Annotated in this window: 23 protein-coding genes; 11 read left to right on the top strand and 12 right to left on the bottom strand. The window is 71.0% G+C overall.

Annotated features, from left to right (window positions below):
• The first annotated feature begins 41 nt into the window (after window positions 1-41).
• Window positions 42-1,598, top strand: a complete 1,557-nt coding sequence (locus tag DMC61_RS07165; RefSeq protein ID WP_233594724.1) for an alpha/beta hydrolase — start codon at window positions 42-44, stop codon at window positions 1,596-1,598.
• A gap of 195 nt (window positions 1,599-1,793) precedes the next feature.
• On the opposite strand, the gene DMC61_RS07170 is transcribed toward DMC61_RS07165, so the two are convergent.
• Complete coding sequence (locus DMC61_RS07170) at window positions 1,794-2,036, bottom strand: DUF2630 family protein (RefSeq protein ID WP_016333014.1); 243 nt, start codon at window positions 2,034-2,036, stop codon at window positions 1,794-1,796.
• A gap of 90 nt (window positions 2,037-2,126) precedes the next feature.
• Between DMC61_RS07170 and trxA the strand changes: the two genes are divergently transcribed.
• Window positions 2,127-2,483: a thioredoxin gene (gene trxA / locus DMC61_RS07175; RefSeq protein WP_007033511.1), complete on the top strand. Its 357-nt coding sequence runs from the start codon at window positions 2,127-2,129 to the stop codon at window positions 2,481-2,483.
• Between the two features lie 87 nt (window positions 2,484-2,570).
• Here trxA and DMC61_RS07180 read toward each other — a convergent pair whose 3' ends face one another.
• Together DMC61_RS07180 and pruA are read right to left on the bottom strand one after the other, a co-directional pair.
• Window positions 2,571-3,500, bottom strand: a complete 930-nt coding sequence (locus DMC61_RS07180; protein ID WP_072027892.1) for a proline dehydrogenase family protein — start codon at window positions 3,498-3,500, stop codon at window positions 2,571-2,573.
• A 16-nt stretch (window positions 3,501-3,516) separates the two neighbouring features.
• The gene (gene pruA / locus DMC61_RS07185) at window positions 3,517-5,145 is read right to left on the bottom strand and encodes an L-glutamate gamma-semialdehyde dehydrogenase (RefSeq protein ID WP_016333011.1); all 1,629 of its coding nucleotides are present in this window, start codon (window positions 5,143-5,145) and stop codon (window positions 3,517-3,519) included.
• A 206-nt stretch (window positions 5,146-5,351) separates the two neighbouring features.
• Here pruA and DMC61_RS07190 point away from each other — a divergent pair, with 206 nt between their 5' ends.
• The gene (locus DMC61_RS07190) at window positions 5,352-6,866 is read left to right on the top strand and encodes a CdaR family transcriptional regulator (protein WP_016333010.1); all 1,515 of its coding nucleotides are present in this window, start codon (window positions 5,352-5,354) and stop codon (window positions 6,864-6,866) included.
• An 82-nt stretch (window positions 6,867-6,948) separates the two neighbouring features.
• On the opposite strand, the gene DMC61_RS07195 is transcribed toward DMC61_RS07190, so the two are convergent.
• The 5 genes from DMC61_RS07195 to DMC61_RS07215 form a co-directional block, all read right to left on the bottom strand.
• Window positions 6,949-7,185 carry a S1 RNA-binding domain-containing protein gene (locus tag DMC61_RS07195; protein WP_125687774.1) on the bottom strand — a complete coding sequence of 79 codons (237 nt, stop codon included), beginning with the start codon at window positions 7,183-7,185 and terminating at the stop codon, window positions 6,949-6,951.
• 152 nt (window positions 7,186-7,337) lie between these two features.
• Window positions 7,338-8,378: an LLM class flavin-dependent oxidoreductase gene (locus tag DMC61_RS07200; protein WP_125687776.1), complete on the bottom strand. Its 1,041-nt coding sequence runs from the start codon at window positions 8,376-8,378 to the stop codon at window positions 7,338-7,340.
• Between the two features lie 7 nt (window positions 8,379-8,385).
• The gene (locus tag DMC61_RS07205; protein ID WP_016333007.1) at window positions 8,386-8,778 is read right to left on the bottom strand and encodes a DUF6221 family protein; all 393 of its coding nucleotides are present in this window, start codon (window positions 8,776-8,778) and stop codon (window positions 8,386-8,388) included.
• A gap of 224 nt (window positions 8,779-9,002) precedes the next feature.
• The gene (locus DMC61_RS07210) at window positions 9,003-10,022 is read right to left on the bottom strand and encodes a DNA polymerase domain-containing protein (RefSeq protein WP_125687778.1); all 1,020 of its coding nucleotides are present in this window, start codon (window positions 10,020-10,022) and stop codon (window positions 9,003-9,005) included.
• Between the two features lie 19 nt (window positions 10,023-10,041).
• Window positions 10,042-10,599 carry a GNAT family N-acetyltransferase gene (locus tag DMC61_RS07215; RefSeq protein WP_125687780.1) on the bottom strand — a complete coding sequence of 186 codons (558 nt, stop codon included), beginning with the start codon at window positions 10,597-10,599 and terminating at the stop codon, window positions 10,042-10,044.
• A gap of 24 nt (window positions 10,600-10,623) precedes the next feature.
• Between DMC61_RS07215 and DMC61_RS07220 the strand changes: the two genes are divergently transcribed.
• From DMC61_RS07220 to DMC61_RS07255, 8 genes are all read left to right on the top strand, one after another.
• Complete coding sequence (locus DMC61_RS07220; RefSeq protein WP_125687782.1) at window positions 10,624-11,310, top strand: TVP38/TMEM64 family protein; 687 nt, start codon at window positions 10,624-10,626, stop codon at window positions 11,308-11,310.
• Between the two features lie 166 nt (window positions 11,311-11,476).
• Window positions 11,477-13,078, top strand: coding sequence for a serine/threonine-protein kinase (locus DMC61_RS07225; protein ID WP_233594734.1), 1,602 nt, complete (start codon window positions 11,477-11,479; stop codon window positions 13,076-13,078).
• A 73-nt stretch (window positions 13,079-13,151) separates the two neighbouring features.
• Window positions 13,152-13,457 carry a hypothetical protein gene (locus tag DMC61_RS07230; RefSeq protein ID WP_016333002.1) on the top strand — a complete coding sequence of 102 codons (306 nt, stop codon included), beginning with the start codon at window positions 13,152-13,154 and terminating at the stop codon, window positions 13,455-13,457.
• Window positions 13,458-13,476: 19 nt separating this feature from the next.
• Entirely contained in the window at window positions 13,477-13,899 is a 423-nt protein-coding gene (gene msrB / locus DMC61_RS07235) for a peptide-methionine (R)-S-oxide reductase MsrB (RefSeq protein ID WP_016333001.1), read from the top strand.
• 75 nt (window positions 13,900-13,974) lie between these two features.
• Window positions 13,975-14,868: a TIGR04222 domain-containing membrane protein gene (locus DMC61_RS07240; RefSeq protein WP_125687786.1), complete on the top strand. Its 894-nt coding sequence runs from the start codon at window positions 13,975-13,977 to the stop codon at window positions 14,866-14,868.
• An 80-nt stretch (window positions 14,869-14,948) separates the two neighbouring features.
• Window positions 14,949-15,878 carry a TIGR04222 domain-containing membrane protein gene (locus tag DMC61_RS07245; protein WP_125687788.1) on the top strand — a complete coding sequence of 310 codons (930 nt, stop codon included), beginning with the start codon at window positions 14,949-14,951 and terminating at the stop codon, window positions 15,876-15,878.
• A complete protein-coding gene (locus DMC61_RS07250) occupies window positions 15,868-16,683 on the top strand; it encodes a DUF692 domain-containing protein (protein WP_125687790.1) in 816 nt (271 codons plus the stop codon). The genes DMC61_RS07245 and DMC61_RS07250 overlap by 11 nt, the downstream gene beginning before the upstream one ends.
• Window positions 16,680-17,024, top strand: a complete 345-nt coding sequence (locus tag DMC61_RS07255; RefSeq protein ID WP_125687792.1) for a hypothetical protein — start codon at window positions 16,680-16,682, stop codon at window positions 17,022-17,024. Before DMC61_RS07250 ends, DMC61_RS07255 begins: the two co-directional genes overlap by 4 nt.
• A gap of 16 nt (window positions 17,025-17,040) precedes the next feature.
• Here the strand turns inward: DMC61_RS07255 and DMC61_RS07260 are convergent, their stop codons facing one another.
• The 4 genes from DMC61_RS07260 to hemE are packed head-to-tail and all read right to left on the bottom strand — an operon-like array spanning window position 17,041 to window position 21,563.
• Entirely contained in the window at window positions 17,041-18,387 is a 1,347-nt protein-coding gene (locus DMC61_RS07260; protein WP_125687794.1) for a CoA transferase, read from the bottom strand.
• An 11-nt stretch (window positions 18,388-18,398) separates the two neighbouring features.
• On the bottom strand, window positions 18,399-19,091 hold the full coding sequence (hemQ, locus tag DMC61_RS07265; RefSeq protein ID WP_125687796.1) for a hydrogen peroxide-dependent heme synthase: 693 nt from the start codon (window positions 19,089-19,091) through the stop codon (window positions 18,399-18,401).
• A gap of 25 nt (window positions 19,092-19,116) precedes the next feature.
• Window positions 19,117-20,496, bottom strand: a complete 1,380-nt coding sequence (gene hemG / locus DMC61_RS07270; protein ID WP_125687798.1) for a protoporphyrinogen oxidase — start codon at window positions 20,494-20,496, stop codon at window positions 19,117-19,119.
• On the bottom strand, window positions 20,496-21,563 hold the full coding sequence (hemE, locus tag DMC61_RS07275) for a uroporphyrinogen decarboxylase (protein WP_125687800.1): 1,068 nt from the start codon (window positions 21,561-21,563) through the stop codon (window positions 20,496-20,498). The genes hemG and hemE overlap by 1 nt, the downstream gene beginning before the upstream one ends.
• Between the last annotated feature and the right edge of the window lie 76 nt (window positions 21,564-21,639).

Below are 21,639 nucleotides of genomic sequence, written 5' to 3' on the forward strand. Positions count from 1 at the left end.
GTCCCGAGCTTTTGTCATGCCTTGGAAGTGAGGACCAGCCCGTGAGCACCGCCCGCCGCACGCCACGGCTGATCCTGACGACCACCGTGGTGGCGGCCGTGCTCGCGGGCTGCACCGCCGGCCCGTCGGTCCGGCCCGCGGTGATCGACAACGACGGCAAGCCGGATCCCGGGGGCCAGACAGCGGCGCAGCAGGTACCGCTGCCGCCGCTGGCCGAACCCCGATCGCCGTCGATCAAATGGGAGGACTGCGACGAAGCGACCCGGCAGCGGCTGGGTCAGCCGTCCGTGCCGGACACGCTGAAGTTCTCCTGCGCCAGGGTGGCCACCACGCTCGACGCGCCGGATCTGCCCGGCCGCGGGCTCTCACGGCTGTCGGTGGTCAAGACCGGCGGCGGGCCGATCCCGCTCGTCGTGGTCAACGACGTCGACGGTGAGCCGGGTTCGCTGTACGCCGCGCGGCTGGCCGCGACGCTGCCGCCCGAGTTCCTGCAGAAGTTCTCCCTGATCGGGGTGGACCGGCGCGGGACCGGATCGTCCGCGCCGGTGCAGTGCATCCCGGCGGAGATCCGCACCGACCTGCTGGGCGGCGACCCGGCGGCCGCCGACCTCGAAAGCGTCGTCGACGCGGCGCGCAAGGCTGGCCAGCAGTGCGCCATCGAACTGGACGACTCGCAGGTCGCGATGGACAGCTGGCGGGCCGCGGGCGACCTCGAAGAACTCCGAGAACAGCTGGGCATGGACAAGCTGCACGCGCTGGGCCGCGGCGACGGTTCGAAGGTCCTCGCCGAGTACGCCGTGCGCTACCCGGCCCAGGTCGGCCGGGTGATGCTCGACGGGCTACCCGACCCCGCCCCCGACGCGACGGCCGTGCAGGAATCGGTCGCCGCGAGCGCGCAGGCCACCCTCGACGCCTTCGGCGCCGACTGCATCGCGAGGGGCTGCCCGATCGGCGACGCACGCTCCGCCGTGACCGCCGTCGCGGACCGGCTCCGTTCCGCCTCCGCGACGACCACCGACGGTGCGGAGATCACGCCGGGGATCGCGCTGTACGCCATCTACTCCGGGCTCGCCCAGCGCTCGCGCTGGGTGGAACTCGCCGAAGCGCTCAAGACCGCGCAGACCGGCGACGTCACCCCGCTGGCCGCGTTCGCCGAACCGGTGCTGAAGGACTCCCGGGCGCGGCCTTCGCGGCTGGACGGCACGCTCGCGACCAAGTGCAACGACAGCGCGACGCGGCTCTCGGCCGAGGAGCTCACGCGCGCGGCCACGACACTGCGCGACAAGTACCCGCAGTTCGGCGTCTTCGCCGCGCAGCAACTGGCCTGGTGCAGCCCGTGGCCCGTGCGCCGCGAACCGCTCCCGCCCGCCGGCGCGCCGGGTGCGCCGCCGATGCTGGTCGCGGGCACGGCGACCGACCCGGTCACCCCGGAACAGGGCACCGGCCGGGCCGCCGACCAGATGCCGAGCGCGGTCACGATCACCTGGCAGGGTGCCGGGCACGGCGCGCTGAGCCTCTCGCCGTGCGTCGCGGACGCGACGCGGGCCTTCCTGATCGACGGGAAGGTGCCCGTCGACGGGACCCTGTGCCCGGCCTGATCCCCCGCCGCCCGCGTCGCCTCGTGAAGTGTCATGAAAGGGTCGTTCAGGACGTTTTTCGTCCTGAACGACCCTTTCATGACACTTCTGGTGCGACTCCAGCGAGCATCCCGCGCCCAGCTCCACCACGCGCCATGAACGGTCCGTTCCTTGCAAATTTTGCAAGGAACGGACCGTTCATGGCATCGGCCTGGGCTACTGCCGGTAGGACTCCACCTCGGAAACCGGCCGTGCCGTGGCCTGATCCGGGTCGTCGTCGAACTCCACCCGCGCCCGCCGCTGCCGCAGCAGGTCCCAGCACTGGTCCAGCTGCTGCTCCACACTCGCGAGCCGGGACCGGTCGTCCGAGCTGAGCCCGGTGCCGATCGCCCGCGAACGGAGCTCGTGCTCCTCGCTGACCAGCTCGTCGATCCGGCTGAGGATGTCCCCGTCGGCCATACGCACCTCCCGCGAAACGTGGGTTGCTCCATCCGAGACGCTACGCGCACTCGCGGGAATGCGCGTACCGCCCGATTCGTTACGCCGGGCATGAGCACTGTGGAGCTGACCGCCGCCAACTTCGACCAGGTCGTGTCCGAGAACGACTTCGTCATCATCGACTTCTGGGCGGGCTGGTGCATGCCGTGCCGTCAGTTCGCGCCGACCTACGAGAAGGTGTCGGAGAACCACGACGACATCGTGTTCGCGAGCGTCGACACCGAGGCCGAGCAGCAGCTGGCCGCCGCCTTCGACGTGCGCTCGATCCCCACCCTCGCGGTCATCCGCGACAAGACGGTGATCTACGCCCAGCCGGGCGCGCTGCCGGAGAAGACGCTCGAAGACCTCATCCAGCAGGCGCGCGACATCGACATGGACAAGCTCAAGGAAGAGGCCCAGGAGGCCTGACGAGCATGAAGAAGGGGCCCTGCCCGGCGGATTTCGCCGGGCAGGGCCCCTTTGTACTTCAGCGGAACGACGCCACTCGGGACCGGGTCAGCCCTTGGTGGCGAGTCCGCGCAGGAAGAACGCCAGGTTCGCCGGGCGTTCCGCCAGCCTGCGCATGAAATAGCCGTACCATTCGTCGCCGTAGGGGACGTAGACGCGCATCGTCTTGCCGTCGCCCGCGATCCGGCGCTGCTCTTCGGGACGGATCCCGTACAGCATCTGGAATTCGTGGTCGTCCGCCTTGCGGCCCGCGTCCGCCGCGAGCTTCTCGGCGATCGCGATCATCCTCGGGTCGTGCGAGGCGACCATCGGATAACCCTTGCCCTGCATGAGGATCTTCAGGCAGCGAACGTAGGACTTGTCCACTTCGGACTTGTCCTGGAACGCGACCTCCTCGGGTTCGGCGTAGGCGCCCTTGCACAGCCGGACGCGCGACCCCTCGACCGCCAGGTCGCGGCAGTCCTGCTCGGTGCGCCGCAGGTAGGCCTGCAGCACCGCGCCGACCCACGGGTACTCGGTGCGCAGTTCCTTGAGGATGCCCAGCGTCGAGTCGGTGGTGGTGTGGTCCTCCATGTCGAGGGTCACCGTGGCACCGACCGCCTCGGCCGCCGCGCAGATCTTGCGGGCGTTCTCCAGCGCGACCTTCTCGCCGTCGGCGGGCAGGAACTGGCCCACCGCGGACAGCTTCACCGACACGTCCGCGCCGAACGCGAGGCCGTCGGCCGCCAGCGCGGTCAGCAGTTCCTCGTAGGCGCGGACGGTCGTCGCGGCCTGCTCGGCGTCGGTGGTGTCCTCGCCGAGGTGGTCGAGGGTGACCCGGAGGCCGTCGTCGGCCAGTTCGCGGACCACCCTGGCGGCGTCGGGCGTCTTCGCGCCGGCGACGAACCGGCTGACCACCGATCGGGTGGCGGGGACGACCTCGACCAGCTTGCGCATCCGCTGGGATCGAGCGGCGGCGAGCAACGGGGCACGCAACATCACGAACTCCTGGTTCTCAGCCCTGGTGGGGGTAACGGACGCTGGTGGGCGGAACGAAGGTCTCCTTGACCGAGCGCGGGCTCGTCCAGCGGAGCAGGTTGAACACCGAACCGGCCTTGTCGTTGGTGCCGGACGCGCGACCGCCGCCGAAGGGCTGCTGGCCGACGACCGCACCGGTCGGCTTGTCGTTGACGTAGAAGTTGCCGGCGGCGAAGCGCAGCGCCTCGGACGCCTTCGCCACGGCGGTGCGGTCGTTCGCGATGACCGCACCGGTGAGCGCGTAGTCGGCGGTCTCGTCGACCAACTTCAGCACCTTGTCGAAGTCCTCGTCCTCGTACACGTGCAGCGCGAGGATGGGGCCGAAGTACTCGGTGCGGAAGATCTCGTGGTTCGGGTTGTCAGACACCAGGATCGTCGGGCGCACGAAGTAGCCGACGCTGTCGTCGGCGGTGCCACCGGCGATGACCTCGATCTCGGCGTCCTCGGCCGCGCTGGCCAGCACGGCGGCGTGCTTGTCGAAGGCGCGGCGGTCGATCACGGCGCCACCGAAGTTGTCCAGGTCGTTGACGTCGCCGTAGGTGATGGCCTCGGTCTCGGAGACCAGCTCGTCCTTCAGGCTCGCCCAGAGCGAACGCGGGACGTAGGCGCGGGACGCGGCCGAGCACTTCTGGCCCTGGTACTCGAAGGCGCCGCGGATCAGCGCGGTGCGCAGGACGTCGACGTCGGCGGAGGCGTGCGCGAGCACGAAGTCCTTGCCGCCGGTCTCGCCGACCAGGCGCGGGTACGTGCGGTAGCCGGAGATGTTGGCGCCGACGGTGGCCCACAGGTGCTGGAACGTCGCGGTGGAGCCGGTGAAGTGGATCCCGGCCAGGTCGCGGTGGGTCAGGGCGACCTCGGAGACGGCCTTGCCGTCACCCGGGAGCAGGTTGATGACGCCCGGCGGCATGCCCGCCTCTTCGAGCAGCCGCATCAGCATGTGCGCGGCGTAGCTCTGCGTCGGCGACGGCTTCCACAGCACCACGTTGCCCATCAGCGCGGGCGCGGTCGGCAGGTTGCCGGAGATCGCGGTGAAGTTGAACGGCGTGATGGCGTACACGAAGCCCTCGAGCGGGCGGTGCTCCATCCGGTTCCAGATACCGGGCGAGCTGACCGGCTGCTCGGCGAGGATCTGACGGCCGAACGCGACGTTGAAGCGCCAGAAGTCGATGAGCTCGCAGGCGGAGTCGATCTCGGCCTGGAAGGCGGTCTTCGACTGGCCGAGCATGGTGGCGGCGTTCAGCTTGGCGCGCCACGGGCCGGCGAGCAGGTCGGCGGCGCGCAGGATGATGGCCGCGCGGTCGTCGAAGGACAGCGCGCGCCAGCCGGGAGCGGCGGCCTTGGCGGCGGCGATCGCGTCGTGGGTGTCCTGCGCGGTCGCGCTGTGGATGACGCCCAGCACCGCCTTGTGGTTGTGCGGCTGGACGACCTCGATCTTCTCGCCGCCGCCCTTGCGCTGCTCACCACCGATCGTCGCGGTGATGTCGATGGGGTCGGCGTTGCCCAGCAACTTGAGCGCGCCCTCGAGTTCAGCGCGCTCAGCGCTGCCCGGCGCGTAGTTCAGCACCGGCTCGTTCTTCGGGGCGGGGGTCTGGGTCACGGCGTCCACTGACTGCTCCTGACTTCACTTCGCCGGATAGAGGTCTCACCCCGAACGGTAGACCGGACGGCCTCGTCACGGCTTGTTCGACTGGCTAGAATCGGGGTGACCATCTTGTCCGATCGGCTTAATCCGGTGATGATCTGACCACGGATACGACCACAGGCGCCTCGCTCCGGCATGTCCTCGCCACGCTCGGGGAACCGCTGGTCAGGATGCTCGCGGCCCCCGGCGGGCTCGGCGTGCAGGTGGAGGACGTCGTCATCCACGATCCGGAGGATCCGCCCGACGCCCATCCGGGTGACCTCGTCCTGGTGATCGGCGCTCGCGGGCGCTCGGCCTCCGGCGCGATCCGGGCGGCGGGGCGGTCCGGCGCGGCCGCCGTCGCGGTCAAGAACGGCTCGGCCGTCGTGAACGTCGCCGCCGACGCGGGGATCGCACTGATCGAGGTCGGCCACGAGGCACGCTGGGAGCAGGTCGAAGCCCTGGCCAGGGGCGTGGTCGACGCGGCGCGCGCGGGTGGCGAGGCGGACAGCGGCGAGGTGCTGGGCGATCTGTTCTCGCTCGCGCAGACCATCGCGACGCTGACCGGCGGCCTGGTCAGCATCGAGGACACCGCGAGCCGCGTGCTGGCCTATTCGCGGGCGGGCGACGAGGTGGACGAACTGCGCCGGCTCTCGATCCTCGGCCGCGAAGGCCCGGAACGGTATCTCGCGATGCTGCGCGAATGGGGCGTCTACCAGCGGCTTCGCGCCGGTGAAGGCATCGTCCGCATCGACGAGCGGCCCGATCTCGGCATCCGGCGGCGGATCGCGGCCGGGATCCACGCCGGATCGCAGCCGCTGGGCACGATCTGGGTCCAGGAGGGCGCGCATCCGCTCACCGAAAGCGCGGAGGTCGCGCTGCTCGGCGCGAGCCGGGCGCTGGCGCCGCAGCTGATCCGCCACCGGACACTGCCCAGCCCCGAGCTCCGGCTGCGCGAGGATCTGCTGGCGGGCCTGCTCGACGGGCGCGTCGACGCCGAGTCCGTCGCCGACGACATCGGCGCGGATCCCGGGAAACCCGCCATGGTGCTGGCGTTCTCGCTCCCCCGCGACCGGGCCGCGACCGACCGGCAGCTGCGGCGCGCCGAGCTGGTGCACCTGATCACCGTGCACACCGCCGCGTACCGGCGGAGCGCGCTGGTGAGCGTGATCGGCGGCCGGGTCTACGCGCTCCTTCCCGACCTCCCCGAGCACGCCGAAGCGCGGATCCTGGCGCTGGCCAAGGAAATCGTCGGTACCGCGCAACGGCATCTCGACGTCCGCGTGCGCGCGGCTCTGGGCGGTGTCGTGCCCCGGCTCTCGGACGCGGCGGCCTCACGCGGCGACGCGGACCGCGTGCTGGCGACGATGGCGCGCGGGCACGAGACCGCGGACGTCGCTTCGCTGGCCGACGTCCGCGCCGAAGTCCTGCTCTCGGAGGTACTCGCGTTCCTCGGCGAGCAGCCGAGGATCCGCGATCCGCGGCTGACCGGACTGATCGCGCACGACGCCGAGCACGGCGGCATCCTGGTGCCCGCCGTGCTCGCGTACCTCGACGCGTTCGGCGACGTCCGGCGCGCGGCACGCGAGCTGAACATCCATCCGAACACGGTCCGCTACCGGGTGCGCCGCGCCGGCGAGGTGTCCGGGATCGACCTGGACGACCCCGCCCAGCGCATGCTCACCCAACTTCTTTTGCGCCTCTAGGGTTTCCCCTGCCCGCATTTAGTCCTCTGGACGCGGTCCTTGCGCGTGCAAGTACCGCATTCAGAGGACTAAACGCGTGAGGTCAGGCCAGGGTCAGACTGAACCGGCGGTTCTGGACGTCCAGTTTGTCCAGTCGCACCGCGACGGCCGCCCCGGCGGCGAACGGGCCGGTTCCGCCGACGGTCGGCAGCAACCCCTCCATCCCGGGGGCCACTTCGACGAACGCGCCGAACGGGAGCACCCGGGTGACGATTCCGTCCAGAACGCCGCCATCGGCGTGCGCGACGACGAACTCGCGCCAATTCTCGGTGGGAGACATGCGATTCACCTCCTTTCCGCGCATGGTCCACAGGAGGACACCTACGCGGAGGCGGGCTGCGGGCCCGCACGGAGATCAAGCGGCGGCCGGGGAACCCGTCCGCTCACGGCACGAGGCCGACCCGGCAGTCATGACCGTGACCCTAGCAAACGTCACGACACCGCTGCGAGACTCCGCAGCCCGGCGACCGCGGCCAGCGCGCGATAGGACTCCAGCCGCTCCGCCTGGTCGAAAGTGCTGGTGGTCACCAGGATCTCGTCGGCACCGGTCTTGGCGACGAGGTCGGCCAGCCGGTCGCCCACCTCGTCCGGGGTGCCGGCGAGCTGACCGTCGAGCGCCCGGTCCAGCCGGTCCCGGTCGCGGTCCGACATCGGCCCGGCGAGGATCTCCTCCACCGGCGACAACGGCGGGAAGACACCGTGCGTGCGCGAGTAGACGGTCGACCACGCTTCGGGGATCAGCAACCGCCGGGCCCGTTCGGCCGTCTCGGCGACCGCGATGGCCGTGGACACCACGACATACGGCCGCGAAGCCCGCGCGGAAGGGCGGAACCCGGAGCGATACCCCTCGATGGCCTCCAGCAGCGGTCCCTCGCCCCGGACCGGCGCGATCACCAGCGGCAGCCCCAATTCCGCGGCCAGCCGCGCCCCGGCACCGGTGGCCAGCAGGAACGCGGGCACGCGCAGGCCCTCCGCGGGAATGGCGTGCACGCCCGGATACGTCGTCTGATCGCCCGCGAGGAAGCCCAGCAGCTCGCGGACCTGCTCGCCGAAGCGATCCGCGTCGTCCTTCTCGTGCCCGAGCGCCTGCCGGACCCCGCCGGTGAATCCGACCGAACGCCCCAGCCCCATGTCGATCCGGCCGGGGAAGAGCGATTCGAGCACGCCGAACTGTTCCGCGACCACGAGCGGCTGGTGGTTGGGCAGCATAACGCCGCCGGTGCCGACCCGGATCCGCTCGGTCGCCGAGGCGACGGCCGCCGCCAGGACGGTGGGCGCCGAACCGGCGACCCCGGGCACGCTGTGGTGTTCGGAAACCCAGAACCGGTGATAGCCCAAGGCTTCGATGTCCCGCGCGAAGGCGACGGTGTCCCGCAACGCGCGGGGCGCGTCGCCGCCGCGGCGGGTCGGGGACCGGTCCAGTACCGAAAGCGTGATCACACTCAGGTCAACACGTCCGGGCCCGGCGGGCATTCCCCGCTCAGGGGCGCCAGCGCTCGCTGTAGTCCGGGTGATCGGCGTGCGGCAGGGCCAGCAGCCGCAGGGTCAGGCACCAGTTCGTGCCTGCCTCGTCGGCGGGCACATGGCACGTCTCGCACCAGTACTCGTTGCCGTACAAGGGGAATCCCGGGACCTTCTCCGAAACCGTGGTGCGATGCGCCTGCAGGAGCCGCCGGGTCGCCTCGATCTCGTTGATCATCTGATTGACCGCGTCGAGTTCGATGTCGTTGAGCGAGCGGATCTTCTTTTCGATGACGACCTTGGTCTCACCACGATTGAGCGATTCGTTGATCTCGGTTTTCTTGACCGCCTGCATGATCAACGCCTGGCGTTGCCCCACACGCGCGGCGAGAAAGGCGATCAGGTCGTCCACGGGTACTCCTTCGTCTCCCCCAGGCTAGTGTTCGGAGGGAACCGTCGCTGGCAGGAAGCCCGGCGTTACGACTGAGTCCCACGCGTCACACAGTCTTGTATCGGTTCCCGGCGGACCGGTAACCGGTTTCTGGATCGACACGAAAGCGCAATCACTCCGCGAGCAAAACGAAGGAAAAACGTGAATTCGTCACCGACGCCGCACGCGTCGTCACTTGACGCGTGCTACGTGTCGTCCCGCGCCTTGCTCGGCTGGACGCGCTTCGGCTCACCCGGCATCTTCGGATAGTCCGGCGGATACGGCATCTCGCCGAGGCCGTGGTCGCGCTCGTCCCGCGCGTACCACTCCAGCAGCGTCTCGATGCCGAACGCCTGCTCGTCCATCGGCGCGTGCAGGTCGCCACGTTCGGCGTAGAAGGCGCCCGCGGTGAGGACGTCGAAGTCGTCCGGATCGACCTCGGTCAGCAGATCCCAGCTCAGCGGCGTCGACACCGTCGCCCGCGGGGTGCCGCGGACCGACCAGGACGACGCCACCGTGCGATCACGGGCGGCCTGGTTGTAGTCGATGAAGACCCGGCCGCCGCGTTCTTCCTTCCACCACGCGATGGTCGCCTTGTCCGGGACGCGGCGCTCGACCTCGCGGCCCAGCGCGATCACCGCGTGTCGGACGTCGATGAAGTCCCAGTCCGGCCGGATCCGCACCAGGACGTGCACCCCGCGCCCGCCCGACGTCTTCGGGTAGCCGGTCAGGCCCGCCGCGTCGAGGACCTCGCGCACCACGCCCGCGACCTCGACCGCGTCGGAGAAGCCCGCCTCGTCCGGCGGGTCGACGTCGATGCGGAGTTCGTCGGGATGGTCGACGTCGGGCCGCCGCACCGGCCACGGGTGGAAGTCGAAGGTGCCCAGGTTCGCCGCCCACGCGAACACGGCGGGCTCGGTCGGGCAGACCTCTTCGGCGGTCCGGCCCGACGGGAAGGTGATCTTCGCGGTCTCCACCCAGTCCGGGGCGCCCTTCGGCACTCGCTTGGCGTAGAACCACTCGCCCTCGACGCCGTCGACGTAGCGCTTCAGCGTCGTCGGCCGCTCCCCGATCGCGCGCAGCAACGGCTCGCCGACCGCGACGTAGTGCTCCACGACCTGGCGCTTCGTGATCCCGCGGGCCGGGAAGTACACCTTGTCCGGGCTGGACACCCGGACCTTGCGCTCGCCTGCCTCGACCTCGATCGGCTCACCGTTCTTGGGCATGCGCCCACCGTATCGCCGATCAGGGCCGGGGATCGGTCTTCAGCACCGCCATCGTGACGACGTCATGCCATTCGCCGTCCCACCACAGCGCTTCCCGCTGGAGCCCCTCACGGACGAACCCGGCCTTCTCGTAGGCGCGCCGGGCACGCGGGTTGTAGTCGAAGACCTCCAGCGAGACCCGGTGCAGGCCGACGACGTCGAACGCGTAGTCCAGGACCAGCCTGGTCGCCTCGGTGCCATAGCCCTTGCCGAAGAACTCCGGCCCGTTCAGCGCGATGCGGAACGCGGCGGAACGGTTGTCCTTGTCGATGTCGGTGAGCGCGAGGTCGCCGACATGCGCGCGATCGGATTTGCGCACGATCGCGTAGTCCGCGCGGTCGTCGAGCTCGGTCCGCCCGGCCAGCCAGGTCCGGATCTGCTCGGGCGTGAACTTGGTGTGCGTCCCGGTCAGCCGGGTGGTTTCGGGCTCCTGCAGAGCTTTCCACGCGGTCTCGAAGTAGGTCTCGTCGAGCTGGGTGAGCACGACGCTCTCGCCGGTGAGTTCGGGCTGTGCCCGCAGCGCCTCGGTGTCGATCACGGCGGACACGGTACGGTGGACGCGGTGTCCGGGCGTACCAAATTAATCCTCGCGCTCACCGTGCTCGCCCTGTTCGTGGCGGCGGCGGTGCTGCTGCCGATCCCGAGTCCGGCCGGGCTGCGGGCCTGGGCCGCCGAGACCGGCCCGGCCACTCCCCTGGTGTTCTTCCTGGTCTATTCGGTGCTGACGGTGGCGCCCATCCCGCGCACCGTGTTCAACCTGGCGGGCGGGCTGCTGCTCGGCGCCACGACGGGCATCCTCGTCGGCATCCTGGCGACCACGGTCGCGTCCGCGCTCTCGTTCGCTCTTTCGAGGGCACTCGGCCGCGATCTGGTCACCCGGCACCTGCACCGGGCGAAGGTCCGCGCGGTCAACGACCGGCTTTCGGACGGCGGGGTACTGGCGGTCACCTCCTTACGGCTGATCCCGATGGTGCCGTTCGCTCCGTTCAGTTACCTGTGCGGAGTGTCATCCGTCCGTTTCGCCCCGTATCTGATCGGGACCGCGCTCGGCAGCCTGCCGGGTACGGTCGCGGTCGTCGTCCTCGGCGACGCGCTGACCGGGGAAACCCCTCCCGCCCTGCTGATCTGTTACACCGTGTTCGCCGCGGCGGGGGCCATCGGGCTGGTCAAGGTCTTCCGGCGCAAGGCCCGTCCGATACCCGAACCCAGCGGCGAGGAAGAATTGCCCGCCTCCGCACCGGCGAGCTGACGGGGAGCCGAAACCGCCGCCCGCTACACTCGATCGGGTGCGCGGGACCTGTCAGGCCGCGTAGCGCCACCATCACCCGGAGAATGTGTCAGGAGCAGTCGCCATCGACACCGGTCAGCTGATCGCTGGGCACTATCGCCTGGTCGAGCAAATTGGTAGCGGTGCCATGGGGGTGGTCTGGCGTGCCATCGATGTCCGCCTCGAGCGCTCGGTGGCGGTCAAGCAGATCCTCCCGCAGCCAGGTGTCTCCGAGGCCGAACGCGACAACATGCGCCAGCGCGCCATGCGCGAGGCGAAGAACGCGGCCCGGTTCCAGCATCCGAACGCGATCGTGGTGTTCGACATCGCCGAGCACGGCGGCGACCCCTGCCTGGTGATGGAGTACCTGAACGGCCCGAGCCTCTCGGCGATCATCTCCGACGAGGGCACGCTGCCGCTGGGGCGCGTCGCGAAGATCGGCGAGCAGGTCGCGTCGGCGCTGGTCGCCGCACACCGCGCCGGGATCGTGCACCGCGACGTCAAACCGGGCAACATCCTGATCGACGAGGCCGGCACGGCGAAGATCACCGACTTCGGCATCTCGCGCGCGGCCGGCGACATGACGCTCACCCAGACCGGCCTGATCGGCGGCACCCCGGCGTACCTCGCGCCCGAGCTGGCGCGCGGCTCGGATCCGGTGCCCAGCTCCGACGTCTTCGCGCTCGGCGCGACGCTCTACCAGGCGATCGAGGGCCAGACCCCGTACGGGAACAGCTCCAACCAGCTCGCGCTGCTGTACGCGGCCGCGAACGGCCAGATCAACCCGCCGCAGCAGGCGGGCGCCGCGACGGCGCTGCTGATGAGCCTGCTGCGCACCGAGCCGACCGAGCGCCCGACCATGGCCGAGGCCAGGGAGCGCCTCGCCGCGCTGGCGGCGAACGAATCCGGTGCGGGCACGACCGCCTCGCCGCGGCTGTTCGGAGCGGGCGGCGGTAGACAGCCCGCCGTGCCCGAAACCCCCGGACACGGCCTCCCCGGCGGAGACCGCCCGCCGTGGCAGCGGACCGACAAGCCGGTCCCCTCCGCGGCGGCTCCTCCGCAACCCACCAAGACGCACACGCCGACGGCCGCGTTCATCCCGATGCGCTCGCCGTCCGCCCCGCCGAACACCCCGCCGCGCCCGGTCGCCGCGATGAGCCCGCCGCCGTCGGCGGCCGCCCCGATGCGGCCGTCGCCCGCCAAGCCGACCGACGCCAAGCGCAAGGCCGTCCTGTTCGCGGGCGCCGGTGCCGCGGTCGTGGTGATCGCCGTGATCGTGTTCCTGATCCTGAACTCGAGCAACGGGGCCAACACGCAGGCCGGGGGCAACACCGGGGTGAACCCGCCGCCGGGCACCTCGGCGCCCAAGACGAGCGCCCCGTCTTCGTCGCGCCCCTCGCCCGCGGGACTGGGCAAGACGCCCAGCGAAAAGATCACGAGCTACTCCAGCGTGGGCAGCTTCGTCCTCGACTTCTTCGACACGGGCAAGATCGGCACGTCCGCGAGCTGGAACATGCTCACGGACGCCGCGAAAGAGGTCTACGGTTCGGAGCAGGCTTTCGCCGAGTACTGGAGCACCCACAAGGTCACCAGCGCCGACACCGCCCGGGCGGACAAGGGCGGCGGCAACGCCGACGGCTCGATCGACATGAACATCACGCTCAACAAGGGAACACGCCCGGCGCTGCGCGTGGTCCAGATCGGCGGGCAGTACTACATCGACGCCGACACGCGAGTACTCGGCAACTGACGCAGCGTGGCGGCGGTGAGACCCGCCTCGCTGGTGGTAGGACAATCGCCGATCGTGGCTTACTGTTGCCGGTATGGCCGATAGCGGACCTTTCGGACCTGGCCAGAATCCTCGCTTCCAGGAGGACCTGGTAGGCCTCGACCCGTACGACCCCGAAGCCCGGGCCTTCGCCGAGCATCTGGACCGCATCGAACGCTGCGGCCCGAACTTCACCGTGGAGGCCTGCCTCGACGGTGTCTCCGATTTCGCCGACTCCAGCAACCGTCTCGGCGGGCTACGCTGGTGGGTTTCGGCACTCGTCGTGGTCCTCATCGTGCTCGGCGTGATGGTCACCGCATGGGACATCATCGGCCGGGCCATCGCGTGGCTCGCGGGGTAACGTGGAACCGGTGAAAGGCATGAAACCCGTTGTCGGAGCCACGCCGCGCGTGGTCAAGTCCGAGCAGGAATGGCGGGAGCAGCTCAGCCCCGACGAGTACGCCGTCCTTCGCCAGGCGGGCACCGAGCGCCCCTTCACCGGTGAGTACACCGATGAGAAGACCACCGGGGTCTACCAGTGCCGAGCCTGTGGCGCCGAACTGTTCCGCAGCGAAACGAAATTCGACAGCCACTGCGGCTGGCCGTCGTTCTACGACCCGGCCGACACCGACGCCGTCCTCCTGCGCGAGGACACCACCATGGGGATGCGCCGGATCGAGGTGCTGTGCAAGTCGTGCCACAGCCACCTCGGGCACGTCTTCGAAGGCGAGGGCTACGCCACGCCGACGGATCAGCGGTACTGCATCAACTCGATCTCGCTGAAGCTCGTTCCCGAGTCGTAACCGACCGAAGCGAACCACCGCCCTCTTCGACGCGTTCACGAGGAACAAGAACAGCGTCGGGGAGGGCGGTGTCGTATGAACGAACCCTGGGGGATCTCCGGACCGGTTTTCGCGTGGCTGTACGGACTCTGTGCCGTGCTGCCGGTCGCGCTCGCCGCGGCGAACGAATGGTGGCTGCGCCGTGACACCGGCGCCAGGACGGTGCCCGGTCTCTACCACCTGGCCGCGCTGCCGGACGGCGTGGAGCGGGTCACCGACACCGCCGTCGCCGGTCTGATCGCAAGGCACTCCCTGCGGCCGGACGGACGCGGCGTCCTGCACCCGATCGAGCCGGCCCCCACCGATCCCGTCGAGCACGCGGTCGTTTCGCTCGTGCCCGGCAACGGGATCGGCCTGCGCGAACTACGTTCGAAGATGGCCCGGCACGAGGTCGTCCGGGCACTGCGCGCCGATCTCGAACAGCGTGGCCTGCTGGTCGCCGAGAAACACCGCCGGATGGGCTGGCAGTACGCGATCGGCTTGTCCGTGGCCGTCCTCGCCTTGGGGATCGTGCGGCTGGCGAACGCCGTACCGCTGAACCGGCCGGCCGGCGCCCTCGTGGTCCTGATCCTCGGGGTAGCCGGTTTGATCGGCCTGGCCGCGTGGCGGCAATGGCCGGACAAATCCGGCCGGGCGACCGCCGCGGGCACGCTGGCGCTCCGGTACGGCGACTGGGACCGCGGCCTGGGCCGCACCACGGCCGGACGAGTGGCCCTTCACGGGCTTCAGGCCTTCCCGGACCGGGTCGTCGCGGTGGCGCTGATCAGGACCGGCGGCACGAAGGCCAGGTTGTTCGCCGGTACGGCGAGCACCTGCGGCGGAGGCGGTGTGTACATCGCCGGTTCGTCGTGCGGCGGCGGAGGCTCCACGTGCGGGGGCGGAGGTTCTTCCTGCGGCGGCGGTGGCGGCGGAGGTGGTTGCGGCGGCTGAACCCGCGAATCACGGAACCACGCCCGGACGGAAAAGCGTCCGACTACGGTAAGTGCACCTGCTCGTGAAAGGCCCGTGCGATGGAAGACACCTGGGGCATCCCCGGACCCACGTTCCTGGCGATCTATGGCGCCCTGATCGTGTTCCCCGCGGTCGCCGGTTTCGCGTGGACGATCATGGCCAAACTGGGCGGCAAGGCGCCGCGCGCCGAACTGAGCGGCCCGCAGCCGACGGTGTACGAGTTCGCCTATCTCGCCGGCGGCCCGGACCGGGTGGTCGACACGGCCATCGCGACGCTGGTCGACCGCGGGACCTTGCGGGTCAGCAGTACGAAGCAGCTCCAGCTCACCGGTCCCGAACCCGCCGACCCGATCGAAAAGGCCGTCGCCAAGGGCGCCAAACCGGGCTACAACGCCACGACCCGCGGCATCCGTGACCGGCTGCGGCTGTCGGGGCCGATGCAGGCGCTCGCCAAGGACCTGGAGGCACGGGGGCTGGTCGTCGTCGACCAGACACCGCGGATCCGCCGGGTCGTGTACTTCCTGTACCTCGCCGTGCTCGTGCTCGGTGTCGTCCGCCTGATCGCCGGCATCGCCGGTGACCGGCCCGTCGGTTACCTCGTCCCGATGCTGATCGCGGCCGTGTTCGCGACGCTGATCTCCCGTGCGCTCAAGAACAAGCGGCCGGGTCCGCGCCCGACCAGCGAGGGCGCCCGCGTCCTCCACAAGGCCAGGTCCGCCCACGGACGGGAGCGCAAACGCGGCATCCCGAACGGTCCGGGATACGTCGGCGGTGCCGTCTTGGGCGGCGCCGCGGCGGCGGTCGCGTTCGGCGGCCTCGCCTCGTACCCCGACGAGGAGCTCAGCGCGGCCCTGATCCCGCCGCCGGTCTCCAGCGGTTTCGGCGGCGGCTCGTCCGGCGGCGGCTCTTCGTGCAGCAGCGGCGGAAGCTCGTGCAGCAGCGGAAGCAGCGGCGGCGGTGGTTGCGGTGGAGGCGGCTGTGGCGGCTGACGGGCCCGGCACGCTCGGGATCGGCATCGGCTGGCGGCACGAGCTCGACCTTTCGATCGCGCGGTTGCCGGGGGTCGACTGGGTCGAGGTCGTCGCCGAGAACCTGCACGCCGGGCATCTTCCGGAAACCCTGCTCGCGTTGCGCGACAAGGGAATGCCGGTCCTGCCGCACGCCGTCTCGCTGTCGCTGGGCGGAGCCGAGCCGCTGGACACCGCGCGCGTCGAGCATCTCGCGGAGATCACCCGCGAGCTCGGCGCACCGCTGGCCAGCGACCACGTCTGCTTCGTGCGCGCGGGCGGCCTCGACTCGGGTCATCTGATGCCGCTCCCCCGCACCCGGGAGGCGCTCGACGTCCTGGTGGACAACGTCAAGCTGGCGCAGTCCATCGTGGAGGTCCCGTTCGCGCTGGAGAACATCGCGGCGGTGCTGGAATGGCCGGACGCGGAGTTCACCGAGTCGGAGTTCCTGCGGGAGCTCACCGAGCGGACCGGCTGTCTGCTGATCGTCGACGTGGCCAACCTGTACGCCAACGCCCGCAACCTCGGCACCGATCCCGAGCGGTTCCTCGACGAGATCCCGTGGGAGCGCCTGGCGTACACCCATATGGCGGGCGGGGTCGAACGGGACGGCGTCTACCACGACACGCACGCCCATCCGGTGGTGCCGGAAGTGCTGGATCTGCTGCGCGAACTGCGGCGGCGCACCGAACCGCCCGGCGTCCTGCTGGAACGCGACGACGACTACCCGTCCGACGCCGAACTCGCGGCGGAGCTGGCCGCGCTGCGGGAAGCGGTCTCGCCGTGACGTCGCCCCGGGAGCGGCTCGCCGGGCAGCAGGCGGAGCTGCTCAAGGCGCTTCTCGCCGGAGGCGACGCCCCGGCGGGCTTCGACGCGGACAGGCTCCGCATCGAGGCCAACGTCTTGCGGAACAAGCAAAGCAGGCTGGCCGCCTACCTCCGCCCGGATCTCGCCGAGGCCCTTGGTGACCGGTTCGCGGTGCTGTTCCGCGAGTACGCGACGGCTCACCCGAAGACCGACGCGATCCGCGCGCGGGCCTACGCGGACGCTTTCGGCACGTGGCTCGTGGAGCGCGGCGAGGTCCCGAAACCCCGGGGCCGGTTCGCGAGCTGGCTCCGCCGCATTTAGTCCTCTGGATGCGGTTTCACCAGACCGGGCGGTCGCTCCCCGGTACGTGCGTCGCTTCCGTCCATTGTGGATTCGAGCCCGGCAGGGTGCCCGCCATCTTGACCCGGGTGACCCGGCCGAGCTGGCCGTCGACGTCTTCGAGCCACTCGCCGCCGTCGAACCCGGCAGGCCCGGCTTCCTTGCGTCCCAGAGAGTTCAGCCACTCCCCGGTCCCGGCGAGCGAGGTGCGGACATGCCGGCTGCCGCCTTCGGTGGCCGCCTGGCGGACGGCGGTCATGATCGCCGCCGCGGTGAGCCAGCCGGTCGCGTGGTCGAGCGCCTGCACCGGAAGCGGTCCGGGGCCGTCGAGCCCGGCGGTCTTGCCGCCCTCGTCGGCGATGCCCGACGCCATCTGCACCAGGCTGTCGAACCCGCGCCTGCGTGCCCACGGCCCTTCCCAGCCGTACGCGGACAGGTCCGCGACGACGATGCCCGGCCGCAGCTCGGCGATCGCTTCCGGCGAGAAACCCTTGGCGGTCAACGAACCCGGCCGGAAACCCTGCAGCACGACGTCGGCGCGGGCGATCAGCTTGCGCAGCCGCGAGCGGCCGGCTTCGGTCTCCAGGTCGACGTACGCCGAGAGCTTCCCCATGCCGGTGTCGACGGCCAGCGGCGGCACGGTCGGCAGCTGCGCCGAACCGATGTGCATGACGGTCGCCCCATGTGCGGCGAGCACTCGTCCCGCGACCGGCCCGGCGATGACGTGGGTCAGGTCCAGGATCCGCACCCCGCCCAGCGGCCGGTCGGATTCGAACAGCCGCACCGGCTCCGACGTCCCGAGCGGCCGGATGTCGGCCACCGGCAACGCGCTCGACGCCCGCCCTTGCTTGTGCGCCAGCCACTCGTCACGGGTGCGCAGCACGGCCGCGGCACCGCCCGCGCCGACCACGGCCGACTCGACCTCGTACTTCGACTTGGCCGCCACGACCTTCTCGAACGCCGCCCGGGTCGCGGGTACGCCGAGACCCCAGCACACGGCGGACACGTGACGCGGGTAGTTGCAGTGCAGCCGCACCCAGCCGTCGTTCGCGCGGTAGTCGCCGGACAGCGGCGCGCTGAACGGCACCGGCTCCCCGTCGACGCGGAGGTACTGCTCGCTGTGGAACGCCGCCGCGGCGTGCCGGGTGTCGACCGAGACCTTGCCCGGCTCGATCCCCCTCAGCCGCAACAGTTCCCCGGCCGCGAGCGTCGCCGCGGCGATGCTCGTCGTGGCCGCCTCCTCGACCCGGAAGGTCCCGGGCAGCACCGACTCGGGGCCGGTGATCTCGACGGCGTCTTCGGCGAGGGTGTCGCCGGTGAGCGTGGTCCAGACGCGGGTGTCCACGGAGGCCTTCACTAGGGCAGGAGCGCGATCAGCTCGGCGGGGGCCACCTTCGTCCCGGTGTAGAACGGGATCTCCTCGCGCACGTGGAGGCGTGCCTCGGTGCCGCGCAGATGACGCATCAGGTCGACGATGCGGTGCAGTTCGTCGGCCTCGAAGGCGAGGATCCACTCGTAGTCGCCCAGCGCGAACGACGCGACCGTGTTGGCGCGGACGTCCGGGTAGTCGCGGGCCTCCTTGCCGTGGTCGGCGAGCATCTTGCGGCGCTCGTCGTCCGGCAGCAGGTACCACTCGTACGAGCGCACGAACGGGTACACGCAGATGAACTTGCGGGCCTCTTCACCGGCGAGGAACGCCGGGATGTGGCTCTTGTTGAACTCCGCCGGGCGGTGCAACGCGACCTGGCTCCACACCGGCGCCGACGCGCGGCCGAGCGGGGTGTGCCGGAAGCCGCTGTACGCCGCCTGGACCTGCTCGATCTCCTCGGCGTGCCACCAGATCATGTAGTCGGCGTCGGCGCGCAGCCCGGAGAGGTCGTAGACACCGCGGACGACGACGCCCTTGGCCTCCAGCGCGTCGAGGTACTCGGTGGTCTCCGCGGTCGCCTTCGCCCGGCCTTCGCCGAGCTTGCCCTGCTCGGCCCGGAAGACCGACCAGGCGGTGTAGCGGATGGTGTCATTGAGCTCGTTGTAGTTCAGCCGCGCCATACCGCCATCTTGGCACTGCCGGTGCTCAGGAGCCTTCGTGGGGCGGTGTGATCCCGGCGATGCGGCGGGCGGCGGCGTCGGCGGTGGCGATGCAGGCCGGAAGCCCGACGCCGTGCAGTGTCGCGCCCGCCACGGCGAGCCCCGGGACGGCGGCGACGGCGCGTTCGATCCGCTCGACGCGGACGAGGTGCCCGGTGCCGTACTGCGGGAGTCCGCCACCCCATCGGGTCACCAGGGTGTCGATCGGCTCGGCGGTGACCCCGGTCAGCCGGGCGAGGTCTTCGCGGACCACGCGGACGAGTTCGTCGTCGTCGGCGTGCAGCGCGCCCGGTTCGCCGAAGCGCCCGACCGAGCCGCGCACCAGCACCGGGCCTTCGCCGTACTGAGCCCACTTGCGGGAGGAGAAGGTGAACGCCTTGGCGGCGAACGGCTTCCCGGCAGCGTCCCGCTCCCCGGCGCCGATCAGTACTCCGGACGACTCCGGCAGCGCGGTCCCCGGCGGGAGCGCGAGCGCGACCACCGCCATCGACGCGAGTTCGACCTTCGCGAACACCGACGAGGCCACTCCCGCGACACCGTCGAGCAGCCGCCGCGCCGAGGGCGCCGGGACGGCGAGAAGGACGGCGTCGGCGTCGAGGTCGTCGACCTTCCAGCCGGTGGCGGTGCGCTCGAGCGCCGTCACCGTGGTCCCGGTCCGGATCTCGGCGCGGGACAGCTCCGCGAGCCGGGCGATCAGCGTCCCGAGTCCGCCCAGCAGGGTGCCGAAGACCGGCGCCGCACTCGGCGAGGCGGGCAGGAGGGAGGCGGCGCCTTCGGTGAGCGAAGTCGCTCCGCGATCGATCGCGGAGGCGAGACCGGGCATGGTCGCGCGCAGGCCGAGCCCGTCCGCTCCCCCGGCGTACACCCCGCCGAGCAGCGGATCGACGAGCCGGTCGACCAGTTCGTCGCCGAACCGTTCGCGCAGCAGCGGGCCGAGCGGCACATCCTCCGCCGGCAGTTCCAGCGGAGGCAGCGACGCCTCGGCCTCGACCAGGGCGCGGCCCTTCTCCGACAGCACCCCCGCGACCGCGTCGGCCGACGCGGGAACACCCATGACCGTGCCCGGCGGCAGGCCGAGCACGGAACCGCCGGCGTGGATCTTCGCGCGGGCCTTGGTGGGATGGACGAGGCTTTCGCCCAGCCCGACCTCACGCACCAGCGCGAGCGCTTCGGGACGGCGGGCGAGGAAGGCCTCCGCGCCGACGTCGTAGCGCTCACCGGCGAGTTCGACCGTGCGGAGCTTCCCGCCGAGCGACCCGGTCGCCTCGAAGACGACGATCCGGGCGTCCTCGCCGAGCAGGGTCCGCAGCCGGTACGCCGCGGTCAGTCCCGAGATACCGCCACCGACGACGGCGATCGTGCTCATTACAGCTCGTGCACCAGTCCGACCACGCGCGTCAGTACGTCCGGGTCGACGCCGGGCAGCACGCCGTGGCCGAGGTTGAAGATGTGGCCGTCGGCCGCGCGGCCCTCGGCGAGGATGCGCCGCACCTCGGCCTCGATGACCGGCCAGGACCCGTGCAGCAGCGCCGGGTCGAGGTTGCCCTGGACCACGCCGCCGCCGAGCCGCCGGACGGCTTCGTCGAGCGGGATGCGCCAGTCGACGCCGACCACGTCGGCGCCCGCGTCGCGCATGGCCACCAGCAGCGCGCCGGTGCCGACGCCGAAGTGGATCCGGGGCACGCCGTAGCCCGCGACCGCGGACAGCACCTTCGCGGAATGCGGGAGGACGAACTCGCGGTAGTCGCGCTCGGAGAGCGCGCCCGCCCACGAGTCGAACAGCTGGATCGCGTCGGCCCCGGCGTCGAGCTGCGCGGAGAGGAAGGTGATCGCCATGTCCGCCAGGCGCCCCGCCAGCTCGTGCCACAGCCCGGGCTCGGAGTGCATGAGCGCCTTGGTGTGCTCGTGGTTCCGGCTCGGCCCGCCCTCGATGAGGTACGAGGCCAGCGTGAACGGCGCGCCGGCGAAACCGATCAGCGGCGTCTCGCCCAGCGACCCGACCAGCAGCCGGACACCCTCGGCGACCCGCTCCACCTGCTCCGGCTCCAGCACCGGCAGCGCGCGCACGCCCGCGGCGTCGCGGATCGGCTCGGCGACGACCGGCCCGGTGCCCGCGACGATGTCGATGTCGAGGCCCGCCGCCTTGAGCGGGACGACGATGTCACTGAAGAGGATGGCCGCGTCGACGCCGTGACGGCGGATCGGCTGGAGCGTGATCTCGGCGAGCATCTCGGGGTCGAAGCACGCCTCGAACATCGAGGTGCCTTCGCGCAGCGCCCGGTATTCGGGCAGTGACCGGCCCGCCTGGCGCATGAACCACACGGGGGTGTGAGCCGGGCGTTCGCCGCGCGCGGCGGCCAGGAACGGCGCACCGGGCAGGGCGCGACGGGCCGCCGGGACGGTCTGCGCGGGAGAAGCAACTGAAGGAGACATCACGGTTCATGGTGCCATGTGCGCTCGGAGGCCTTACTCTCGGCGCGCCTGCGCCCCGAACCGGACGATCGCGTCT

The sequence above is a fragment of the Amycolatopsis sp. WAC 04169 genome (genome assembly GCF_003947535.1).
GTDB classification, from domain to species: Bacteria; Actinomycetota; Actinomycetes; order Mycobacteriales; family Pseudonocardiaceae; genus Amycolatopsis; species Amycolatopsis keratiniphila.